This window comes from Pseudomonas sp. MPC6 (assembly GCF_006094435.1).
Classification (GTDB): Bacteria; Pseudomonadota; Gammaproteobacteria; order Pseudomonadales; family Pseudomonadaceae; genus Aquipseudomonas.
The window spans coordinates 3611881-3629987 of record NZ_CP034783.1; the positions used below are offsets into that span (position 1 = coordinate 3611881).

Annotated in this window: 15 protein-coding genes; 10 read left to right on the plus strand and 5 right to left on the minus strand. The window is 59.3% G+C overall.

The annotated features are described in order from the left end of the window. Nucleotides 1–9 precede the first annotated feature (9 nt). A complete protein-coding gene (locus tag ELQ88_RS18670) occupies nt 10–1290 on the minus strand; it encodes a serine/threonine transporter (protein WP_128871073.1) in 1281 nt (426 codons plus the stop codon). Between the two features lie 302 nt (nt 1291–1592). Between ELQ88_RS18670 and ELQ88_RS18675 the strand changes: the two genes are divergently transcribed. The 7 genes from ELQ88_RS18675 (at nt 1593) to ELQ88_RS18705 (ending at nt 7812) form a co-directional block, all read left to right on the plus strand. After that, nucleotides 1593–1976 (plus strand): tautomerase family protein, encoded by a 384-nt coding sequence (locus ELQ88_RS18675; RefSeq protein ID WP_128871072.1) that lies wholly within the window; start codon nt 1593–1595, stop codon nt 1974–1976. A 236-nt stretch (nt 1977–2212) separates the two neighbouring features. Next, entirely contained in the window at nt 2213–2734 is a 522-nt protein-coding gene (locus ELQ88_RS18680) for a DUF4822 domain-containing protein (protein WP_138966902.1), read from the plus strand. 100 nt (nt 2735–2834) lie between these two features. After that, entirely contained in the window at nt 2835–3272 is a 438-nt protein-coding gene (locus ELQ88_RS18685; protein ID WP_128871070.1) for a hypothetical protein, read from the plus strand. A 214-nt stretch (nt 3273–3486) separates the two neighbouring features. Beyond that, nucleotides 3487–4452 (plus strand): 2-hydroxyacid dehydrogenase, encoded by a 966-nt coding sequence (locus ELQ88_RS18690; RefSeq protein WP_138966904.1) that lies wholly within the window; start codon nt 3487–3489, stop codon nt 4450–4452. Between the two features lie 145 nt (nt 4453–4597). After that, entirely contained in the window at nt 4598–5665 is a 1068-nt protein-coding gene (locus ELQ88_RS18695; protein ID WP_128871069.1) for a phosphotransferase family protein, read from the plus strand. A gap of 43 nt (nt 5666–5708) precedes the next feature. Continuing rightward, on the plus strand, nt 5709–6476 hold the full coding sequence (locus ELQ88_RS18700; RefSeq protein ID WP_128871068.1) for an SDR family oxidoreductase: 768 nt from the start codon (nt 5709–5711) through the stop codon (nt 6474–6476). A gap of 220 nt (nt 6477–6696) precedes the next feature. Further along, on the plus strand, nt 6697–7812 hold the full coding sequence (locus ELQ88_RS18705; protein WP_138966906.1) for a Gfo/Idh/MocA family oxidoreductase: 1116 nt from the start codon (nt 6697–6699) through the stop codon (nt 7810–7812). 377 nt (nt 7813–8189) lie between these two features. On the opposite strand, the gene ELQ88_RS18710 is transcribed toward ELQ88_RS18705, so the two are convergent. From ELQ88_RS18710 to ELQ88_RS18725, 4 genes are all read right to left on the minus strand, one after another. Next, complete coding sequence (locus ELQ88_RS18710) at nt 8190–8438, minus strand: DUF1652 domain-containing protein (RefSeq protein ID WP_128871066.1); 249 nt, start codon at nt 8436–8438, stop codon at nt 8190–8192. A 203-nt stretch (nt 8439–8641) separates the two neighbouring features. Next, entirely contained in the window at nt 8642–10132 is a 1491-nt protein-coding gene (locus ELQ88_RS18715) for a helix-turn-helix transcriptional regulator (RefSeq protein WP_138966908.1), read from the minus strand. A 132-nt stretch (nt 10133–10264) separates the two neighbouring features. After that, nucleotides 10265–11548: a Zn-dependent hydrolase gene (locus ELQ88_RS18720; protein ID WP_138966910.1), complete on the minus strand. Its 1284-nt coding sequence runs from the start codon at nt 11546–11548 to the stop codon at nt 10265–10267. Between the two features lie 168 nt (nt 11549–11716). Next, nucleotides 11717–13201, minus strand: a complete 1485-nt coding sequence (locus tag ELQ88_RS18725) for an NCS1 family nucleobase:cation symporter-1 (RefSeq protein WP_138966912.1) — start codon at nt 13199–13201, stop codon at nt 11717–11719. A 548-nt stretch (nt 13202–13749) separates the two neighbouring features. Between ELQ88_RS18725 and hydA the strand changes: the two genes are divergently transcribed. The 3 genes from hydA (at nt 13750) to preA (ending at nt 17984) form a co-directional block, all read left to right on the plus strand. After that, nucleotides 13750–15189: a dihydropyrimidinase gene (gene hydA, locus ELQ88_RS18730; RefSeq protein ID WP_138966914.1), complete on the plus strand. Its 1440-nt coding sequence runs from the start codon at nt 13750–13752 to the stop codon at nt 15187–15189. 152 nt (nt 15190–15341) lie between these two features. Further along, the gene (locus ELQ88_RS18735) at nt 15342–16709 is read left to right on the plus strand and encodes an NAD(P)-dependent oxidoreductase (protein WP_138966916.1); all 1368 of its coding nucleotides are present in this window, start codon (nt 15342–15344) and stop codon (nt 16707–16709) included. Then, entirely contained in the window at nt 16710–17984 is a 1275-nt protein-coding gene (gene preA / locus ELQ88_RS18740; RefSeq protein WP_138966918.1) for an NAD-dependent dihydropyrimidine dehydrogenase subunit PreA, read from the plus strand. The last annotated feature ends 123 nt before the right edge of the window (nt 17985–18107 follow it).

The window sequence follows — 18107 nt, forward strand, 5'->3', positions numbered from 1 at the left end:
TACGGTCTCTCACGCACTCAGCGAATAGATCAACGCCGAAATAGCCACCAGGCCCACCGCCGTCACGAAGACGTTGGAAGCCTGACCGCGATAACGCGCCATCGCCGGTACTTTACGGATGGCATACATCGGCATCAAAAACAGAATCGCCGCAATGATCGGGCCACCCAGGGTTTCGATCATCCCCAGGATGCTCGGGTTCAGCGTGGCAACAATCCAGCAGACCACCAACATGAACGCCGCCGTCATACGGTCCAGGGTCTTCGGTGCCGGGCGCTTGCCACTCTTCACGATCAGTCCTTTAAGACCTTCGCTGGCACCAATGTAGTGACCGAGGAACGACTTGGAAATTGCCACGAACGCAATCAACGGTGCCGCAAAGGCGATGGTCGGATTGCTGAAGTGGTTAGCCAGGTAGGACAGGATCGACAGGTTCTGCGCCTTGGCCTCGGCCAGTTGCGCCGGCGACAGGGTCAGCACGCAGCTGAACACGAAAAACAGTACCATCACCACCATCAAGCCGTGGGCCCGGGACAGGATCTGCGAACTGCGCTCCTGGGCGTGATCGCCGTAACGACGTTTCTGGTCCACTGCAAACGCCGAGATGATCGGCGAGTGGTTGAACGAAAACACCATCACCGGAATCGCCAGCCACAAGGTGTGCAACAACGCCGAGGGTTCAGGCAGCGTGGATGCGGTGGCGAGGATGCCGCCGTTCCAGTGCGGAATCAGGAACACCGCGAGAAACAGCAGGGCCACGATAAACGGATAGACCATCAGGCTCATGGCCTTGATGATCGCTTGCTCGCCGCAACGCACCACGGCCAGCAGGCCGAGGATCAGCACCAGCGACAGTACGGCGCGCGGGGGTGGCATGATGTGCAGTTGATGCTCGAGAAAACTGCCCACGGTGTTGGTCAGGGCCACACTGTAGATCAGCAGGATCGGGAAGATCGCAAAGAAGTAGAGCAAGGTGATCAGCGCGCCGGCCTTGATCCCGAAGTGCTCTTCCACCACTTCGGTGATGTCCGCGCCTTCGCGACCGGACAGCACAAAGCGGGTCAAGCCACGGTGTGCGTAAAATGTCATGGGGAACGCCAATACTGCCAGGATCAGCAGCGGCCAGAAGCCGCCCAGACCTGCATTGATCGGCAAAAACAGCGTGCCAGCCCCGATGGCCGTGCCAAACAGGCCCAGCATCCAGGTGGTGTCATGGCGATTCCAGCGGGTAAGGCTTGCTGGTGTCGCCGCTACAAAGCGTTCGTCGACGCTATTGGCCTGATCATTCATCCGGTGGGATCTCCGCATTCCGGTCACTTGCTACCCGGTCAGGGCGAGTCGGAAAAAACCGACAGGCAGCGCCCTGGCCGAAACAGGGGCGCGATTGTCCGGGATTAATGAACAGAATTAAAGACTTAGCTGAGGAGCGGTGGTGCGGATCAGTCGAGAAGGGGTCGATGTACCCCTGCAGGAGCGACGGCGCCCTTGCGTCCGAATCAAATAGATTGTTTAAACAATCCATTTGCCAATATTTCACCCTGATGTATGTTCAATCCAGGTTCCGTCGGCAGCCCTCATCGCGGAGACAAGCCATGCCACTGGTTCGCGTCGATATCAAGAAGCATCAGGATCCCACCCACGCCAAACGCATCGGGCAATTGATCTACGCCGCCATGCACAGCGCCATTGGCGTGCCAGAGAACGATAATTTTCAGATTCTTGCCGAGCACGATGAACAGCATTTCATTTTCGATCCCGGCTATCTGGGTATCAACCGCACCGACAACCTGGTGGTGATTCAAATCACACTGAGCGAAGGCCGCACCGTCGAACAGAAAAAGTTGCTCTATAAAACCATCGCCGAGCGCCTTAATGCGCAACTGGCGGTACGACTGGAAGATGTTTTCATCAACCTGGTGGAAGTGAAGAAAGAGAACTGGTCGTTCGGCAACGGCATTGCTCAGTACGCCATCTGAGCGATCTTCTATTACATACAGTATTGATCGCCTTGCAATGTCGGCGCGTAGGAAAACGCCTACATCCAACACTTCTATAAACAAGTGTGACAAAGCAAGTCTGAGTGCCATGCACTCTGAATTGTTACAAGCAACTACTCGGCATTGAACAACCCGCATTTCCAGCTTATATTTTTCAAGCATTGAATTTGAATGATTAGTAACGCGCCTCAAAAATCAGTCGAGGAGTTATCCGCATGCAAAAAAACAACATCACTTCCACACTCCTTCTTGCCGCGGCATTGTTGTGTCCTTTGAGTAGCTTTGCGCAACAGGCCCCCGCCATTAGCGATATTCGGGAGCTGGCATCCTCTCCTCGGTGGCTGACAACCAAGGTCTATATAGAGGGCGCACCACAAACGGATGTCAAAGAAAATTATCCCGGGGTGGTCGGAATATCAACATGGGACCCCGAACGCAATCGCTATGAGTTCTTTTACACCGACACGGGTGCATCAAAGTACAACCAGGGAGGTGGCGGTTACTTCTTTGTCACCGGCGATAAAAAAACCCACGTCCTAGTGCCCGACGTTGGCTCAACCAAAACCGTGGTCAGGCGGCTGGAAGCGTTGAACACCAAAGAGTTCACCTATTCTCGCGAAGTGCCTCGCGACATGGTAGAGAATAACCCTCTGGTACGCATCCATGTCGTTCATGCCCCCTACACTGGAACAGTAGTTACACAGTCCGCCATTAAGCCAGGCATGGACACCAACTGAAATCCGCCACCCCGCAGCAGGCTAACTATTCCATTCATCACACTGAAGTAACACCATTTGAAACAAATCTTGTCGCCTAATAACAACATGGAGTTTCAACATGCAAAAAACACTCAGAACACTACTGATATCTACGTTACTGCTCTCATCGGCCTTCTCCGTTGCCCATGCGCAATCCACAACGCCCGCCCCTGCAAAAAATGCCGTATCCACGCCAGATAATGCCGTCATGCTGACCGTCTTTTTAAAGCACGATCAGTCACGACCATTGGGCGAATTGAAGGCTCAACTGGCCAAGCAAGGATTCTATAACGCCTTTCCACCCGCAGGGGTAGAGGTTGTCAACTGGAACATCATGATGGGTATCGGGCAAGTCGTCACACTGCGCCTTCCGGCCTCCCGCCTGGCAGAAGTAAACCTTGCGCTTGAAAATACGGCGTGGGGAAGTTACAGAACCGAGTTCTATCCCACCTATGACTTCAAAGCGATCGCACAGGCGGAACGAACCAAGGCACAACCACCGCAAACTGCCCAGTAACGCCTGCGGCGGCACACTGTATTTGCAGTGTGCCGCATTGGGACATCACATCGGCTCCGTCAGCCCTGAAGCATGAATTTGCTTCTTCCAGGAAGCAGTCCAGACTAAAAAACACCGCGTCCTCGATTGACGACCATTGCCAATCCGCCCGGGAATCAGCACCCTGAAACTATTTTTCGTGCTCGACACGCCAATGAACTACAGGAGCAGAGTAATGCCCGCAACCGTTCTGGTACTGGTTGAAACCATCAATGATTACCTGCCGATTCTCGAACATCAGGGCTTTCACCTGATTCTGGCCCCGACGCCCGCCGAGCGCGCGGCGGCCATCACCCGGCAGGGCGGTCAGATCGATGCGGTGCTGACTCGCGGTCCATTAGGGTTGCATGCCGACGAAATCGCCGCCCTGCCCAATCTCAAGATTATCTGCGTGATCGGCGCCGGCTACGAACAGGTCGACCTGCAAGCCGCCGCCGACCGGGGCATCACGGTCACCAACGGTGCCGGGGTCAATGCGCCTTCGGTTGCCGACCACGCCATGGCGATGCTGCTGGCGCTGGTGCGCGACATTCCGCGCTGCGACGCCGCCGTGCGTCGGGGCGAGTGGCCGAAGATCATGCGCCCTTCCCTGGCCGGCAAACGCCTGGGCATCCTCGGTCTCGGCGCTGTCGGCATGGCCATTGCCAAGCGCGCGGCTCACGGCTTCGACATGACGGTGAGCTACCACAACCGCCAGCATCGCAGCGACGTGCCCTACAGCTTCTGCTCGACGCCGACCGAACTGGCGCGCGCCTCGGACTTTCTGATCGTCGCCACCCCCGGTGGCCTGGGCACCAGACACCTGATCAACAAACACGTGCTCGATGCCTTGGGCCCCAAAGGCTTCATCGTCAACATCGCCCGGGCCAGTGTCATCGTCACCGCGGATCTGATCAGCGCCTTGGAACAACGACGGATTGCCGGTGCCGCACTGGATGTCTTCGATGCCGAACCCCTTGTGCCGGACGCATTCAAGTCGTTGGCCAACGTTATCCTGACGCCGCACGTCGCTGGTTTGTCGCCTGAGGCAACCCAGGGAACCGTGGAACTGGTGGGCCGCAATCTGGTGGCGTTCTTTTCCGCAGAGCCGGTGCTCACCCCTATCGATCTGCCGGCATCCCGGGCCCAGGCAGAGCAATAGACGATCATTCAAACAGGTGTATCAAAAGCAATGATTGCCCGGCAACACGCTCACCTATAAGGGTTGTCCGTGGTTGTGGGTGTCGGCTGTGCGCATTAGATTAGCCAATAGTCTCAGGCCTCCAAAATAAGCAGAAGGGATAAGCATGGCGCTTACTGACCAGTCCACCCGTATCCGCTCCGGCGAAGAACTCGATGCCAGCCTGATCGATCCGTACCTCAAGGCTCATATTCCGGGCCTCAGTGGCCAGCCTGCCATCAGCCAGTTTCCCGGCGGTGCGTCCAACCTCACCTACTTGCTGGAATACCCCGAACAGGAGTTCGTCCTGCGTCGGCCGCCATTCGGCCACAAGGCCAAGTCTGCCCACGACATGGGCCGCGAGTTCCGGATCCTCAATCAGCTCCGGGACGGCTTTCCATACTGTCCTAAAGCCTACGTGCACTGCACCGATGAAACGGTGATCGGCGCCGAGTTCTATGTGATGGAACGGGTCAAGGGCATCATCCTGCGCGCTGAACTGCCGCCGGAGCTGGGCCTGGATTCGGCAAAGACCGAAGCCCTGTGCAAGAGCTTTATCGACAAGTTCGTCGAACTGCATCAGGTCGATTACAAGGCCTGCGGCCTGGGCGACCTTGGCAAACCTGAAGGCTACGTCGCGCGGCAGATCAAAGGCTGGAGCGAGCGTTACGAAAAAGCCCTGACCCCGGACGCGCCGCAGTGGCAAGCGGTCAAGGCCTGGCTCAATGACAAAATGCCGGCCGATCATCCCACGTCGAGCATCGTGCACAATGATTACCGCTTCGATAACGTGATCCTCGACCCGAACAATCCGATGCAGATCATCGGCGTGCTCGATTGGGAGCTGACGACCCTCGGTGACCCGTTGATGGACCTGGGCAACACCCTCGCCTACTGGATCGAAGCCGATGACCCGGCACCGGTGCAGTTGATGCGCCGTCAGCCGAGCCACGCCCCGGGCATGCTGACCCGCCGTGAGTTCGTCGATTACTACGGCCAACGCTCAGGCATCCAGATCGACAACTTCGACTTCTACTACACCTATGGCCTGTTCCGCCTGGCCGGCATCGTTCAGCAGATCTACTACCGCTTCTTCCATGGTCAGACCCAGGACAAACGCTTCGCGCAGTTCATTCACATGAACAAACTGCTGGAACAGATGAGCTTGCAGGTCATCCGCACATCCAGTCTCTGACTACGCACCTGGCCCAATAACAAGACTTTCATAAGGGAATCCCATGTCCAAGACCCAGTTGTTCGACCTCGACGGCAAGATCGCTTTCGTTTCCGGTGCCAGCCGCGGCATTGGTGAAGCCATTGCCAAACTGCTGGCCCAGCAAGGCGCCCACGTCATCGTTTCGAGCCGCAAACTCGAGGGCTGTCAGCACGTGGCCGACGCCATCGTCGCTGCCGGCGGCAAAGCCACCGCCATCGCTTGCCATATCGGTGAAATGGAACAGATCAGCCAGGTCTTCGCCGGCATCAAGGAACAGTTCGGGCGCCTGGACATCCTGGTCAACAACGCCGCGACCAACCCGCAATTCTGCAACGTACTGGACACCGACCTCGGCGCGTTTCAGAAGACCGTGGACGTCAATATCCGCGGCTACTTCTTCATGTCGGTGGAAGCCGGCAAGCTGATGCGCGAAAACGGCGGCGGCAGCATCATCAACGTGGCGTCGATCAATGGCGTCTCGCCGGGGATTTTCCAGGGCATCTACTCGGTGACCAAGGCTGCGGTGATCAACATGACCAAGGTTTTCGCCAAGGAATGCGCGCAGTTCGGCATTCGCTGCAATGCCCTGCTACCAGGTTTGACCGATACCAAGTTCGCTTCGGCACTGGTGAAGAACGAGGCGATCCTGAACACCGCATTGCAGCAGATTCCGCTCAAGCGTGTGGCGGATCCGAGTGAGATGGCGGGGGCCGTGCTTTACCTGGCCAGCGATGCGTCGAGCTACACCACTGGCGTGTCGCTGAATGTGGATGGCGGTTTCCTGTCCTGAATTCGATTTGTACCCCTTGCAGGAGCACGCTTGCTCGCGTTGGTCGTCAACGATACCGCTGGAAACCTGACACCCCGCGGCTTTCTCAGGTTCTTCGCGAGCAAGCTCCTCCTACACCAAAATTCGCACCTAATGAATATTTGTTCCATATATTGCAATTAAAGAATATTTATTCCATTAATAGCCCTCCTGGAAACAACAATCCAAAAGGATCCCGGCTATGCGCGAACTCGGTATCGGTCTCATCGGCACAGGCTTCATGGGCCGCGCCCATGCCTTGGCGTTTCGCAATGTCAGTGCAGTGTTCGAACTCCCCCTGAAGCTCAAACTCGCCGCCCTGGCCGACGCCGATCCACAGCGTGCCCGCCACTGCGCCGACGCCTGGGGGTTCGAAACCGCCCACAGCGACTGGCAACAATTGATCGATGATCCCAAGGTCCACTTGATCGCCATCACCACGCCCAACCACCTGCACTATCCCATGGCCATGGCCGCCCTCAGCGTCGGCAAAGCGGTGTACTGCGAAAAGCCGCTGGCGGTCAATCTTGAACAGGCCGACGCCATGCGCCAGGCGGCGAAAGCGGCAGGCGTGGTCACGCGGGTGGGTTACAACTATCAGCACAACCCGATCATCGGCCTGGCGCGGCAACTGATCGAAAACGGCGAACTGGGGCACATCATCAGTTTCCAGGGGGAGTTCAGCGAGGACTTCATGGCCGATCCCGCATCACCCTGGTCCTGGCGTTGCGACGCCGGGCATGCCGGCGGTGCGCTGGCGGATCTGGGCAGCCACCTGCTGGCCATGGCCCGTTATCTGGTAGGCGATGTCGAATCGGTATGCGCCGACACCCAGACCGTGCACGGGCAACGTCCCGCCGCGCCGGGCAGCCAGGAGCAACGCAGCATCACGGTCGATGATCAGGTCCATGCCCTGCTGCGGTTTGCCAACGGTGCGCGTGGGACATTCAGCAGCAGTTGGCTCAAGCACGGTTACAAGAATCACCTGAGTTTTGAAATCAGCGGCACAAAAGGCACCCTGGCATTCGATCAGGAGCGCTTGAATGAATTGCGCCTCCATCGCGCCGGACAAGACGGTTTCCAACGCTTGCTGGCGGGACCGAATTTGCCCGGTTACGCCGCGTTCAGCCCGGCGGCGGGACATCAGTTGGGCTATAACGAACTCAAGACCCTGGAAGTGCATGATCTGGTCATGGCACTGGCCGGGTTCGGTCAGGGTGGCACCGATTTCGAGCAGGCGTGGGAAGTCGAACGCCTGGCAACGGCGATTCGCCTCGCGGCGCGAGCATCGCGCTGGGTCAGGCTGGAAGAGGTCTGATCGACCACCCGGTGAGCGCCCGCCAGCAGCTCTACGCCGCTGGCGGCTTGCGCAAACTGATCCGCGCCTACTGCGTGACGCAACGGGTCAGGGTGGTATTGCGGGTCACCTGCCCTTCAGCTCGCATGTCGCCTTGCACATCAACGTTTTCAGTGGTTTGGCAGGTACGCACAGGGGGCGGCGGCGGAGCAAGGGGGGGTGGCGGCGGCGGACTGGCACAACCGCCGAGTATCACCGCGCAGAGGGCAAGCGGCAGTGGCGCAAAAACGCGTTTCCCAAGACTTTTCATAGGTTGACCCGCGATAAGTGATGTACACAGTGGTGTGACAACAAAATATCGCAGGAAAGTCCACGGGCCGGCAACAGAAAAGGCAGTTTTACGACGTTTCGGGACGATGCAAGGTATTGCTCTCAAGTTCATACCGCAGCTCTTCAACCAAAGCTGCCACGGCCTCCGGTGATCTGAGGTTCGTCACATTCAGTCCGCTGACCACCAGGTCCACCTGTCCCGAGACCGGGTGATACAGCTTCACAGTCACCGAGTTATCACCCGACACGCTGCACTCACAAGCGCGCGGAGAAAACTGCTGCTCCAGTTGCGCGCGCAATTGCGTCAGATAAATCATTGCGATTCACCCTTGGGCTGGTTGACAGCCCCGTCGACCGAAACTGAATTGAATTGGCGAAGCATGTGCTGTTCCTTGAGCTGTTCCGAGGGGACGCGATAGCGGTCCAAAGCCCACTACCGCACCCTTACAGACTAAGCACTGCCGCACCCCGCCAGAACATCCATTTGCATCTCAAGGTATAGTGCATTTGCACCTTCGCGCTAGCCTTTGCCCCGCCACTGACCCGAGAACAACCCGCGCTCGCGGGCCCAGACAATCGCCTCGCTGCGACTGTGCACATCGAGCTTGGAATATACCGTCGACACGTGATTGCGCACGGTATTAGGTGCCAGCTTCAGCCGCGCGGCAATTTCCTTGTCGGCCAGGCCTTCGCAGATCAGGCTGAGCACATCGCGCTCACGGGCAGTCAGGTCAGTGAAGGACACACTGGGCAATTTCGGCGAGTTGCCAGGCTTCACGTTGGCGAGTTTTTCGATCAGCGTGCGGCTGAACCACGAGGCGTCTTTCATGACCTCTTCGATGGCCGACACCAACTCCAGCTCCGTGCGTTTACGCTCGGTGATATCCATCAACACCAACAAATAGCAGGGGTTGTCCTGGATATTCACGGTGTCGGCGGAGACTGCGCAGTCGATCTCCCCGGCATCTTTTTTACGCATACGCACGTCGATCCGGTCCAGGCTTCCGGTTTTCTCCAACGCCGCGAACAACTTCGTATAAGCGCCTTTGTCCTGAATGAAATCGATCGCCGCGACGGTCTTGCCGAGCACCTCTTCGCTGGGGTACGCGAAGGTGTCCAGAAATGCTTCATTGACGTCCATGACCACCTGATCGCCGGCGTTACACACCAGGATCGGCACCGGGGTCAGGCGAAAGGCCTTGGCAAAACGTTCCTCACTCTGGCGCAGAGCGACTTCGGCCTTGTGCCGAGGCTCCATGTCCACGAAGGAAAACAACATGCAGGCCTCGTCATTGAGCTCCAGGGGTTGGCCGGCGACGATCACCTGTCTGCTGCCCCCTTCAGGCAATTGCAACTCGGCTTGCATCTGCGGAATGGTGGCGCCTTCGCGCAAGCGTTGCTTGGCCAGGTCTTTGTTCTCGGCCCCTTCCAGCACATCCAATTCATAGGTTGAACAACCGATCACCTGATCACGGGAGTAACCGGTCATTTCCAGGAAGCCGGAATTGACCTTGATGTAGCGCAAATCGCTGAGGCGACAGATCACCGCCGGGGCGGGATTGGCGTTAAAGGTTTTTTCGAATCGCTGCTCGGCGCTGGCCCACTCGGTGACGTCGTCCATGATCAGCACCAGCGACTCCGGTTCGCCGGCACTGTCGGTCAGCATCATACTGCGCACGTTGTGGACCCAGGTACGCTCTTCGTCCCCTGCCAGCCTCACCTCGACCAGCACATCGCTGAACGTCTCGCCCCGAGCCACGCGACTGATCGGGTAATTGTCCGCCGGGACCGGGTGATTATTGCGATAGCGCAAGGTAAAACGCCGGGCATACTCTCCGGCATTGGCGCCCAGATCATCGATCCGACTGACGCCATGCATGGCCAGCGCGGCCTCGTTGGCCCAAAGAATGGTCTGGTCGAGCTCCAGCAGAATCACCCCGTCGGACAGGCCCGCGATGATCTGCTGCAACTGGCGGCGATTGGTTTCGGTGGTCAGGACGTCCTGGCTCATTGCATCTCCACGGGTGTGGCGGCGCTTTTTACGCGCCGCCCTGTGAAGATTACGACCGCGGGCGAGCCTGATCGTGCAGATGCTGTTGACCCCACGCGCCGGGAGCTGGCGCAGCCTGCGATCTTTTGCTGTTCATGCCGCCAATTTTCCACACGCGATGGCCGCCGAAGCCGCCAGCATCGCCCGCAACAGCACCGCACACCCGGCCGCCAGATCATCCGGCGCGGCGTTCTCGATTTCGTTGTGGCTGATGCCGCCTTCGCACGGTACGAAGATCATTCCGGCCGGGCCGAGTTCGGCAAGGAAGATTGCGTCGTGCCCTGCCCCGCTGACGATGTCCATGTGCGACAGGCCCAGCCCTTGGGCGGCACCGCGCACCGCTTCGACACAACCCTTGTCGAAGTACAACGGCGGAAAATCGGCAGTGGGCGTCAGTTCGAAAGTCAGGCCGTGGATCTGGCAGGTGGTTTCAATCACCTCGCGGACTTCGGCGATCATCGAATCCAGACGCGCCGGTTCCAGATGACGGAAGTCCAGGGTCATGCGCACTTCACCGGGGATGACGTTGCGTGAGCCGGGGTAGGCTTGCAGGCAGCCGACTGTGCCGCAGGCATGGGGTTGGTGGCCGAGGGCCGCACGGTTGACGGCGCCGACGATGATCGCCGCGCCAACCAGGGCATCCTTGCGCAAGTGCATCGGGGTCGGGCCGGCGTGGGCTTCGACGCCGCGCAGTTTCAGGTCGAACCATTTCTGCCCGAGGGCGCCCATGACGACGCCAATGGTCTTGTGTTCGTCTTCAAGGATCGGGCCTTGCTCGATGTGCGCTTCGAAATAGGCCCCGACCGCGTGACCGCTGACCTTGCGCGGGCCGGCGTAGCCGATGGCGTTCAATGCGTCGCCGACGGTGATGCCTTCGGCGTCGACCTTGGCCAGGGTTTCTTCGAGGGTGAATTTTTCCGCGAACACCCCGGAGCCCATCATGCAGGGCGCGAAGCGCGAGCCTTCTTCGTTGGTCCAGACCACCACTTCCAGCGGTGCTTCGGTTTCCACACCCAGGTCGTTGAGGGTACGCAGGACTTCGACGCCGGCCAGCACACCGAAGCAGCCATCGAACTTGCCGCCGGTGGGCTGGGTGTCGATGTGGCTGCCGGTCATGACCGGGGGCAAGTCCGGATTGCGCCCGGGGCGGCGGGCGAAGATGTTGCCGACGGCGTCGATGCTGACGGTGCACCCGGCCTCCTCGCACCAGCGCACGAAAATATCCCGGGCCCGGCGGTCGAGGTCGGTCAGGGCCAGGCGACAGACACCGCCCTTGACCGTGGCGCCGAGTTTTGCAAGCTCCATGAGCGACTGCCACAGGCGGTCGCGGTTGATGTGCTGATGGGTGGACTGTAGAACGTCGATGGCAGCGTTCATGATGATCTCCTCAGGCAGTTGTTATAAGTTTTTTCAGGCAGTTCTTTGTCGTTTATGAGGCCGTCTTCGCTGGCAAGCCAGCTCCTACAGGGGGTTGGTGTCGTAAACAAATAATGTGTAAACCCCGGTCAACTGTAGGAGCTGGCTTGCCAGCGAAGAGGCCCTCCCTCACACCGCAGATTTCACCGCAGTCGGACTCGCCCGCATCGCACTCAACCCGTAATAAATCAATCCGCCCAGAGCCGAGCCGGTAAACCAGCCATAGCTGTAGAACCAGCTGAACACATCACTGCCGAGCGACAACAACGTCAACACCACCGGCACACCGAAGGCGATAAACCCGAACCAGTTCCACGCCGGGTAAACGTCATCGCGATACAGCCCGGCCAGATCCAGTTGCTGCTTCTTGATCAGGAAATAGTCCACCACCATGATCCCGGCGATCGGGCCCAACAAACTGGAGTAACCCAGCAACCAGTTGGAATAGACCGTTTCCAGGCTCAGATCGGACACAATCAGCCCCAGCTTTTTCAGCAGTTCATGCGCCATCAGCACCAGCCCGACCAGTCCGGTGAGCATTACCGCCTTGGTCCGGTTGATGACCTTGGGCGCAATGTTCTGGAAGTCGTTGGTCGGCGAAACGATGTTGGCTGCGGTGTTGGTCGACAGCGTGGCGATGATGATCAGCGCCATGGCCAGCGCAACCCACACCGGGCTCTGGATATGGCCGATCAGGGTGACAGGATCGGAGACGGTGACGCCCACCAGTTTCACGGAGGCGGCCGTCATCACCACGCCGAGGGAGGCGAACAGAAACATGGTCAGGGGCAAGCCGATGATCTGCCCGACAATCTGGTCTTTCTGGCTTTTCGCATAGCGACTGAAGTCCGGGATGTTCAGGGACAAGGTGGCCCAGAACCCGACCATCGCGGTCAGGCCGGCAGCAAAGTAACTGACCACACTCGCCCCTTCCGGACGCTTGGGCGGGATCGCCAGCAACTCGCTCATCGATACATTCGGCATCGCCCAGACCAGCAGCCCCACACCGACCAGCACCAAAAGCGGCGCCGACAGGGTTTCCAGCCACTTGATCGATTCGGCGCCACGAATCACCACCCACAGGTTCAGCACCCAGAACACCATGAAGCCGATGACTTCACCGGTACCGCCCAGTGACTTCCAGCCCTCGAACACCGACCCCAGGAACAGATGGATCGCCAATCCGCCGAACATTGTCTGGATACCGAACCAGCCGCAGGCCACCAACGCGCGGATCAGGCACGGAATGTTGGAGCCGAGGATGCCGAAGGACGAACGCAGCAACACCGGAAACGGAATGCCGTATTTAGTGCCGGGGAAGGCGTTGAGCGTCAGCGGAATCAGCACGATGATGTTGGCAAACAGAATCGCCAGCAGCGCTTCGCCCACGCTCAGGCCGAAGTAGGCGGTCAGGACCCCGCCGAGGGTGTAGGTCGGTACGCAGATCGCCATGCCGACCCACAAGGCGGTGATGTGCCATTTGTTCCAGGTTCGCTCGCGCACCTTGGTCGGTGCCATGTCGTGGTTGTAACGGGGACTGTCGAGAACGTCGCTGCCGGCTTCGAGCTCGAACAAGCCGTCGCGCTCGGTCACTTGCGATCTGATCTGTTGCATGGCCGCTCCACTGTTCTTTGAATTATTTTTTGCTCATCAGGGGCCCATGGCATCAATAACCGTGCCGGACACCCCGCCTGTGCATCGGGCAGTTCCATAAAAACTTTGTAAGCAACTGATGTACATCATTTTTAATTATCAGAATATGAACTTTCGTGTACTTGTCATACCCGTTGGGCTGACTATCCGACACATCGTCCAAACAGCCAGGACTCAATCTGGTGCAGCTGTTTTTTTTCAAGCTTGCGCATCAACCATAGACCATCCTTCAAGCGGCTGATTTCACATAGAAATCTCGTTCATTTTCAGAACCTGTCAAGTGCGTCAAAATGGTGAGAGGCCTCACCATTTCCGTGAACTTGTTAATTTATCTTTCAATATCAATACTTTAAAAAATGTATAAGCTTATAAAAATATTCTTGCCCAATCCCCAAACTGCAGCTAGCGTCTATTCCTGACAGCACTGACAGGAATACACCTGTCGGTGTTCGCGTCTATAAAACATTTAGAACCGGCACCAGTCGGTCATTGCCTGCGAGGAACTCGGAATGTCTCTGTTGATCCGTGGCGCCACCCTTATTACCCATGATGAAAGTTATCGTGCCGACGTCTATTGCGCCGACGGCGTGATCAAGGCCATCGGTGACCATCTGGACGTACCGGCGGGCGCCGAAGTGCTCGACGGCAGCGGTCAATACTTGATGCCCGGCGGCATCGACCCGCACACGCACATGCAACTGCCCTTCATGGGCACCGTGGCCAGCGAAGACTTTTTCAGCGGCACGGCGGCGGGACTTGCCGGTGGCACCACGTCGATCATCGACTTCGTGATTCCCAATCCGCAGCAGTCGCTGATGGAAGCGTTTCATCAGTGGCGCGGCTGGGCCGAGAAGTCGGCAGCGGATTACGGCTTCCATGTCGCCATCACCTGGTGGAGCGAGCAGGTTCGCGAGGAAATGGCCGAGCTGGTCAGCCAGCATGGCGTCAACAGCTTCAAGCATTTCATGGCCTACAAGAACGCGATCATGGCCGCCGACGACACCCTGGTGGCGAGTTTCGAACGCTGCCTGGAGCTGGGCGCGGTGCCCACCGTGCACGCGGAGAACGGCGAGCTGGTCTATCACCTGCAACGCAAGTTGATGGCCCAGGGCATGACCGGCCCTGAAGCGCATCCGCTGTCGCGTCCTTCGCAGGTTGAAGGTGAAGCGGCGAGCCGGGCGATCCGTATCGCCGAAACCCTGGGCACACCCTTGTACCTGGTGCATGTCTCGACCAAGGAGGCGCTCGACGAAATCACCTACGCCCGCAGCAAGGGCCAGCAAGTCTACGGCGAGGTACTGGCCGGGCATCTGCTGCTGGACGACAGCGTCTACCAACACCCGGACTGGCAGACCGCCGCCGGTTACGTGATGAGCCCGCCCTTCCGTCCTCGCGGTCATCAGGAAGCGCTTTGGCACGGCTTGCAATCGGGCAACCTGCACACCACCGCCACCGACCACTGCTGCTTCTGCGCCGAGCAAAAAGCCGCCGGCCGTGACGATTTCAGCAAGATCCCCAACGGCACCGCCGGGATCGAAGACCGCATGGCGGTGCTCTGGGACGAAGGGGTGAACACCGGCCGCTTGTCGATGCAGCACTTCGTGGCGCTGACCTCCACCAACACCGCGAAGATCTTCAACCTCTACCCGCGCAAAGGGGCGATTCGCGTCGGTGCCGATGCCGACCTGGTGCTGTGGGACCCGCAGGGTACGCGGACGATTTCGGCGAAGACGCATCACCAGCAGGTCGACTTCAACATCTTCGAAGGCAAGACCGTGCGCGGAGTGCCGAGCCATACCATCAGCCAGGGCCGGGTGGTCTGGGCCGATGGCGACTTGCGGGCCGAGCGTGGTGCCGGACGGTATGTCGAACGGCCGGCGTATCCGGCGGTGTTTGATTTGCTGAGCAAGCGGGCTGAGTTGAATCGGCCGGTTGCGGTTAAACGCTGAAACCGAGGCCTTCAGCCTTCGCTGGCAAGCCAGCTCCTACAGTTGGAATGCGTTCCCCTGTAGGAGCTGGCTTGCCAGCGAAGGCGCCGGCACAGACAACAAAAAAACATGCCCACCAGAGGCAGCACCTCAATAACCGTGAGGCCAACACCGTGATCAAGACCCTGAACCACCTCCCGCATCCCCATGAGAATGCGGCCGCCCTCGCCGGCCATTTCACCGACCTGGCGCCGCCACTCAACGACCGCCAGGCCCACCTGGAAGCCTCGCGCTGCCTGTATTGCTACGATGCGCCCTGCGTGAATGCCTGTCCGAGCGACATCGACATTCCCTCGTTCATCCGCAACATCCACCAGGACAACGTGCAGGGCGCCGCGCAGAAGATTCTCTCGGCCAATATTCTCGGTGGCAGTTGCGCGCGGGTGTGCCCGACGGAAATCCTCTGCCAGCAAGCCTGTGTGCGCAACAACGCCGAGGAATGCGCACCGGTGCTGATCGGCCTGTTGCAACGCTACGCGGTGGACAACGCGCACTTCAGCGAACATCCGTTCCAGCGCGCCGCTGCCACCGGCAAGCGCATCGCCGTGGTCGGTGCCGGTCCTGCCGGGTTGTCCTGCGCTCACCGCAGCGCCATGCACGGGCATGACGTGGTGATATTCGAGGCGCGGGAAAAAGCGGGCGGCCTCAATGAATACGGGATCGCCAAGTACAAGCTGGTGGACGATTACGCACAGAAGGAGCTGGAATTCCTGCTGCAGATCGGTGGCATCGAAATCCGCCACGGCCAAAAGCTTGGCGAGAACCTGACCTTGAGCGATCTGCATCAACAATTCGATGCGGTGTTCCTCGGGCTCGGGTTGGCGGCCAGCAAGCAACTGGGGTTGCCTCATGAAGACGCACCCGGTCTACTCGCCGCCACCGAGTACATCCGCGAACTGCGCCAGGCCGATGACCTGACTCAGCTGCCGCTGGCGGACCATTGCATCGTGCTCGGTGCCGGCAACACCGCCATCGACATGGCCGTGCAAATGGCCCGTCTCGGTGCTCGCGACGTCAACCTGGTGTATCGCCGCGGTGTCGCGGACATGGGGGCCACCGGCCACGAACAGGACATCGCCAAGGCCAATCAGGTACGTCTGCTGACCTGGGCCCAACCCGAGGAAGTGTTGCTTGACCCTCAAGGCCAGGTGCGCGGCATGCGCTTCGCCCGCACCCACCTGGTGGAAGGTCGCCTGCAAACCACCGGGGAAACCTTTGACCTGGCCGCCGACGCCATCTTCAAAGCCATCGGCCAGGCCTTCGACGCCGGCGCCCTCGCCGATCCCCTGGCCCGTGAACTCAAGCGCCAGGGCGAGCGCATCCTGGTCGACGAACAGCTGCGCACCAGCATCCCCGGGGTGTATGCCGGCGGCGATTGCACCAGCCTCGATCAGGACCTCACCGTGCAGGCCGTGCAGCACGGCAAACTGGCTGCCGAAGCCATCAACGCCCAACTCATGCTCAACGTGGAGGCTGCGTAAATGGCCGATCTCTCGATTGTCTTCGCCGGCATCAAAGCCCCCAACCCGTTCTGGCTGGCCTCCGCGCCCCCCACCGACAAAGCCTACAACGTGGTCCGCGCCTTCGAGGCGGGCTGGGGTGGCGTGGTCTGGAAAACCCTGGGAGAAGACCCGGCGGCGGTCAACGTGTCGTCGCGTTACTCCGCGCATTTCGGGCCCAACCGTGAAGTAGTGGGCTTCAACAACATCGAACTGATCACCGATCGGTCGTTGGAGATAAACCTGCGGGAAATCACCCAGGTCAAAAAAGACTGGCCGGACCGCGCGCTAATCGTCTCGTTGATGGTGCCCTGCGTGGAAGAGTCATGGAAATTCATCCTGCCGCTGGTGGAAGCCACCGGCGCCGACGGCATCGAGCTGAACTTCGGTTGCCCCCACGGCATGCCGGAACGGGGCATGGGCGCAGCGGTCGGCCAAGTGCCGGAGTATGTCGAGCAAGTCACCCGCTGGTGCAAGACGTATTGCTCGCTGCCAGTCATCGTCAAGCTCACGCCGAACATCACCGACATCCGCGTCGCCGCCCGCGCCGCCCATCGCGGCGGTGCCGATGCGGTGTCGCTGATCAACACCATCAACTCGATCACCAGCGTCAACCTGGAACGCATGGTCGCCAACCCTGCGGTCGGCAACCAGAGCACCCACGGCGGTTATTGCGGGTCGGCGGTCAAGCCGATCGCGTTGAACATGGTCGCCGAAATCGCCCGCGACCCACAGACCCAGGGCCTGCCGATCTGTGGCATCGGCGGGATTGGCAGCTGGCGCGACGCGGCGGAATTCATCGCCCTGGGCAGCGGCGCGGTGCAGGTGTGCACGGCGGCGATGCTGCATGGTTTCCGGATAGTCGACGAGATGAAGGATGGCTTGTCACGCTGGATGGACAGTCAGGGTTATGCCAACGTCGCCGATTTTTCAGGACGTGCGGTGAGCAACACCACGGACTGGAAGTATCTTGATATCAACTATCAGGTGATCGCGAAGATTGATCAGGAAGCCTGCATCGGCTGTGGCCGCTGTCACATTGCCTGCGAAGACACCTCGCACCAGGCGGTGGCCAGCCTCAAACAGGCGGACGGCACGCACAAGTATGAAGTGATCGATGAGGAGTGCGTGGGCTGCAACCTGTGCCAGATCACCTGCCCGGTGCAGGACTGCATCGAGATGGTGCCGATGGAGAACGGCAAGCCGTTTCTGGATTGGGATCATGATCCGAGGAATCCTTATCATGTTGCCGTTTAAGGCAGGCGCTGACTGAATTGACGCCTTCGCGGGCAAGCCTCGCTCCTACAGAGTTCTTTGGCGTACACAGGATTTGTGTACGACATAAATCCCTGTAGGAGCGAGGCTTGCCCGCGAAGAGGC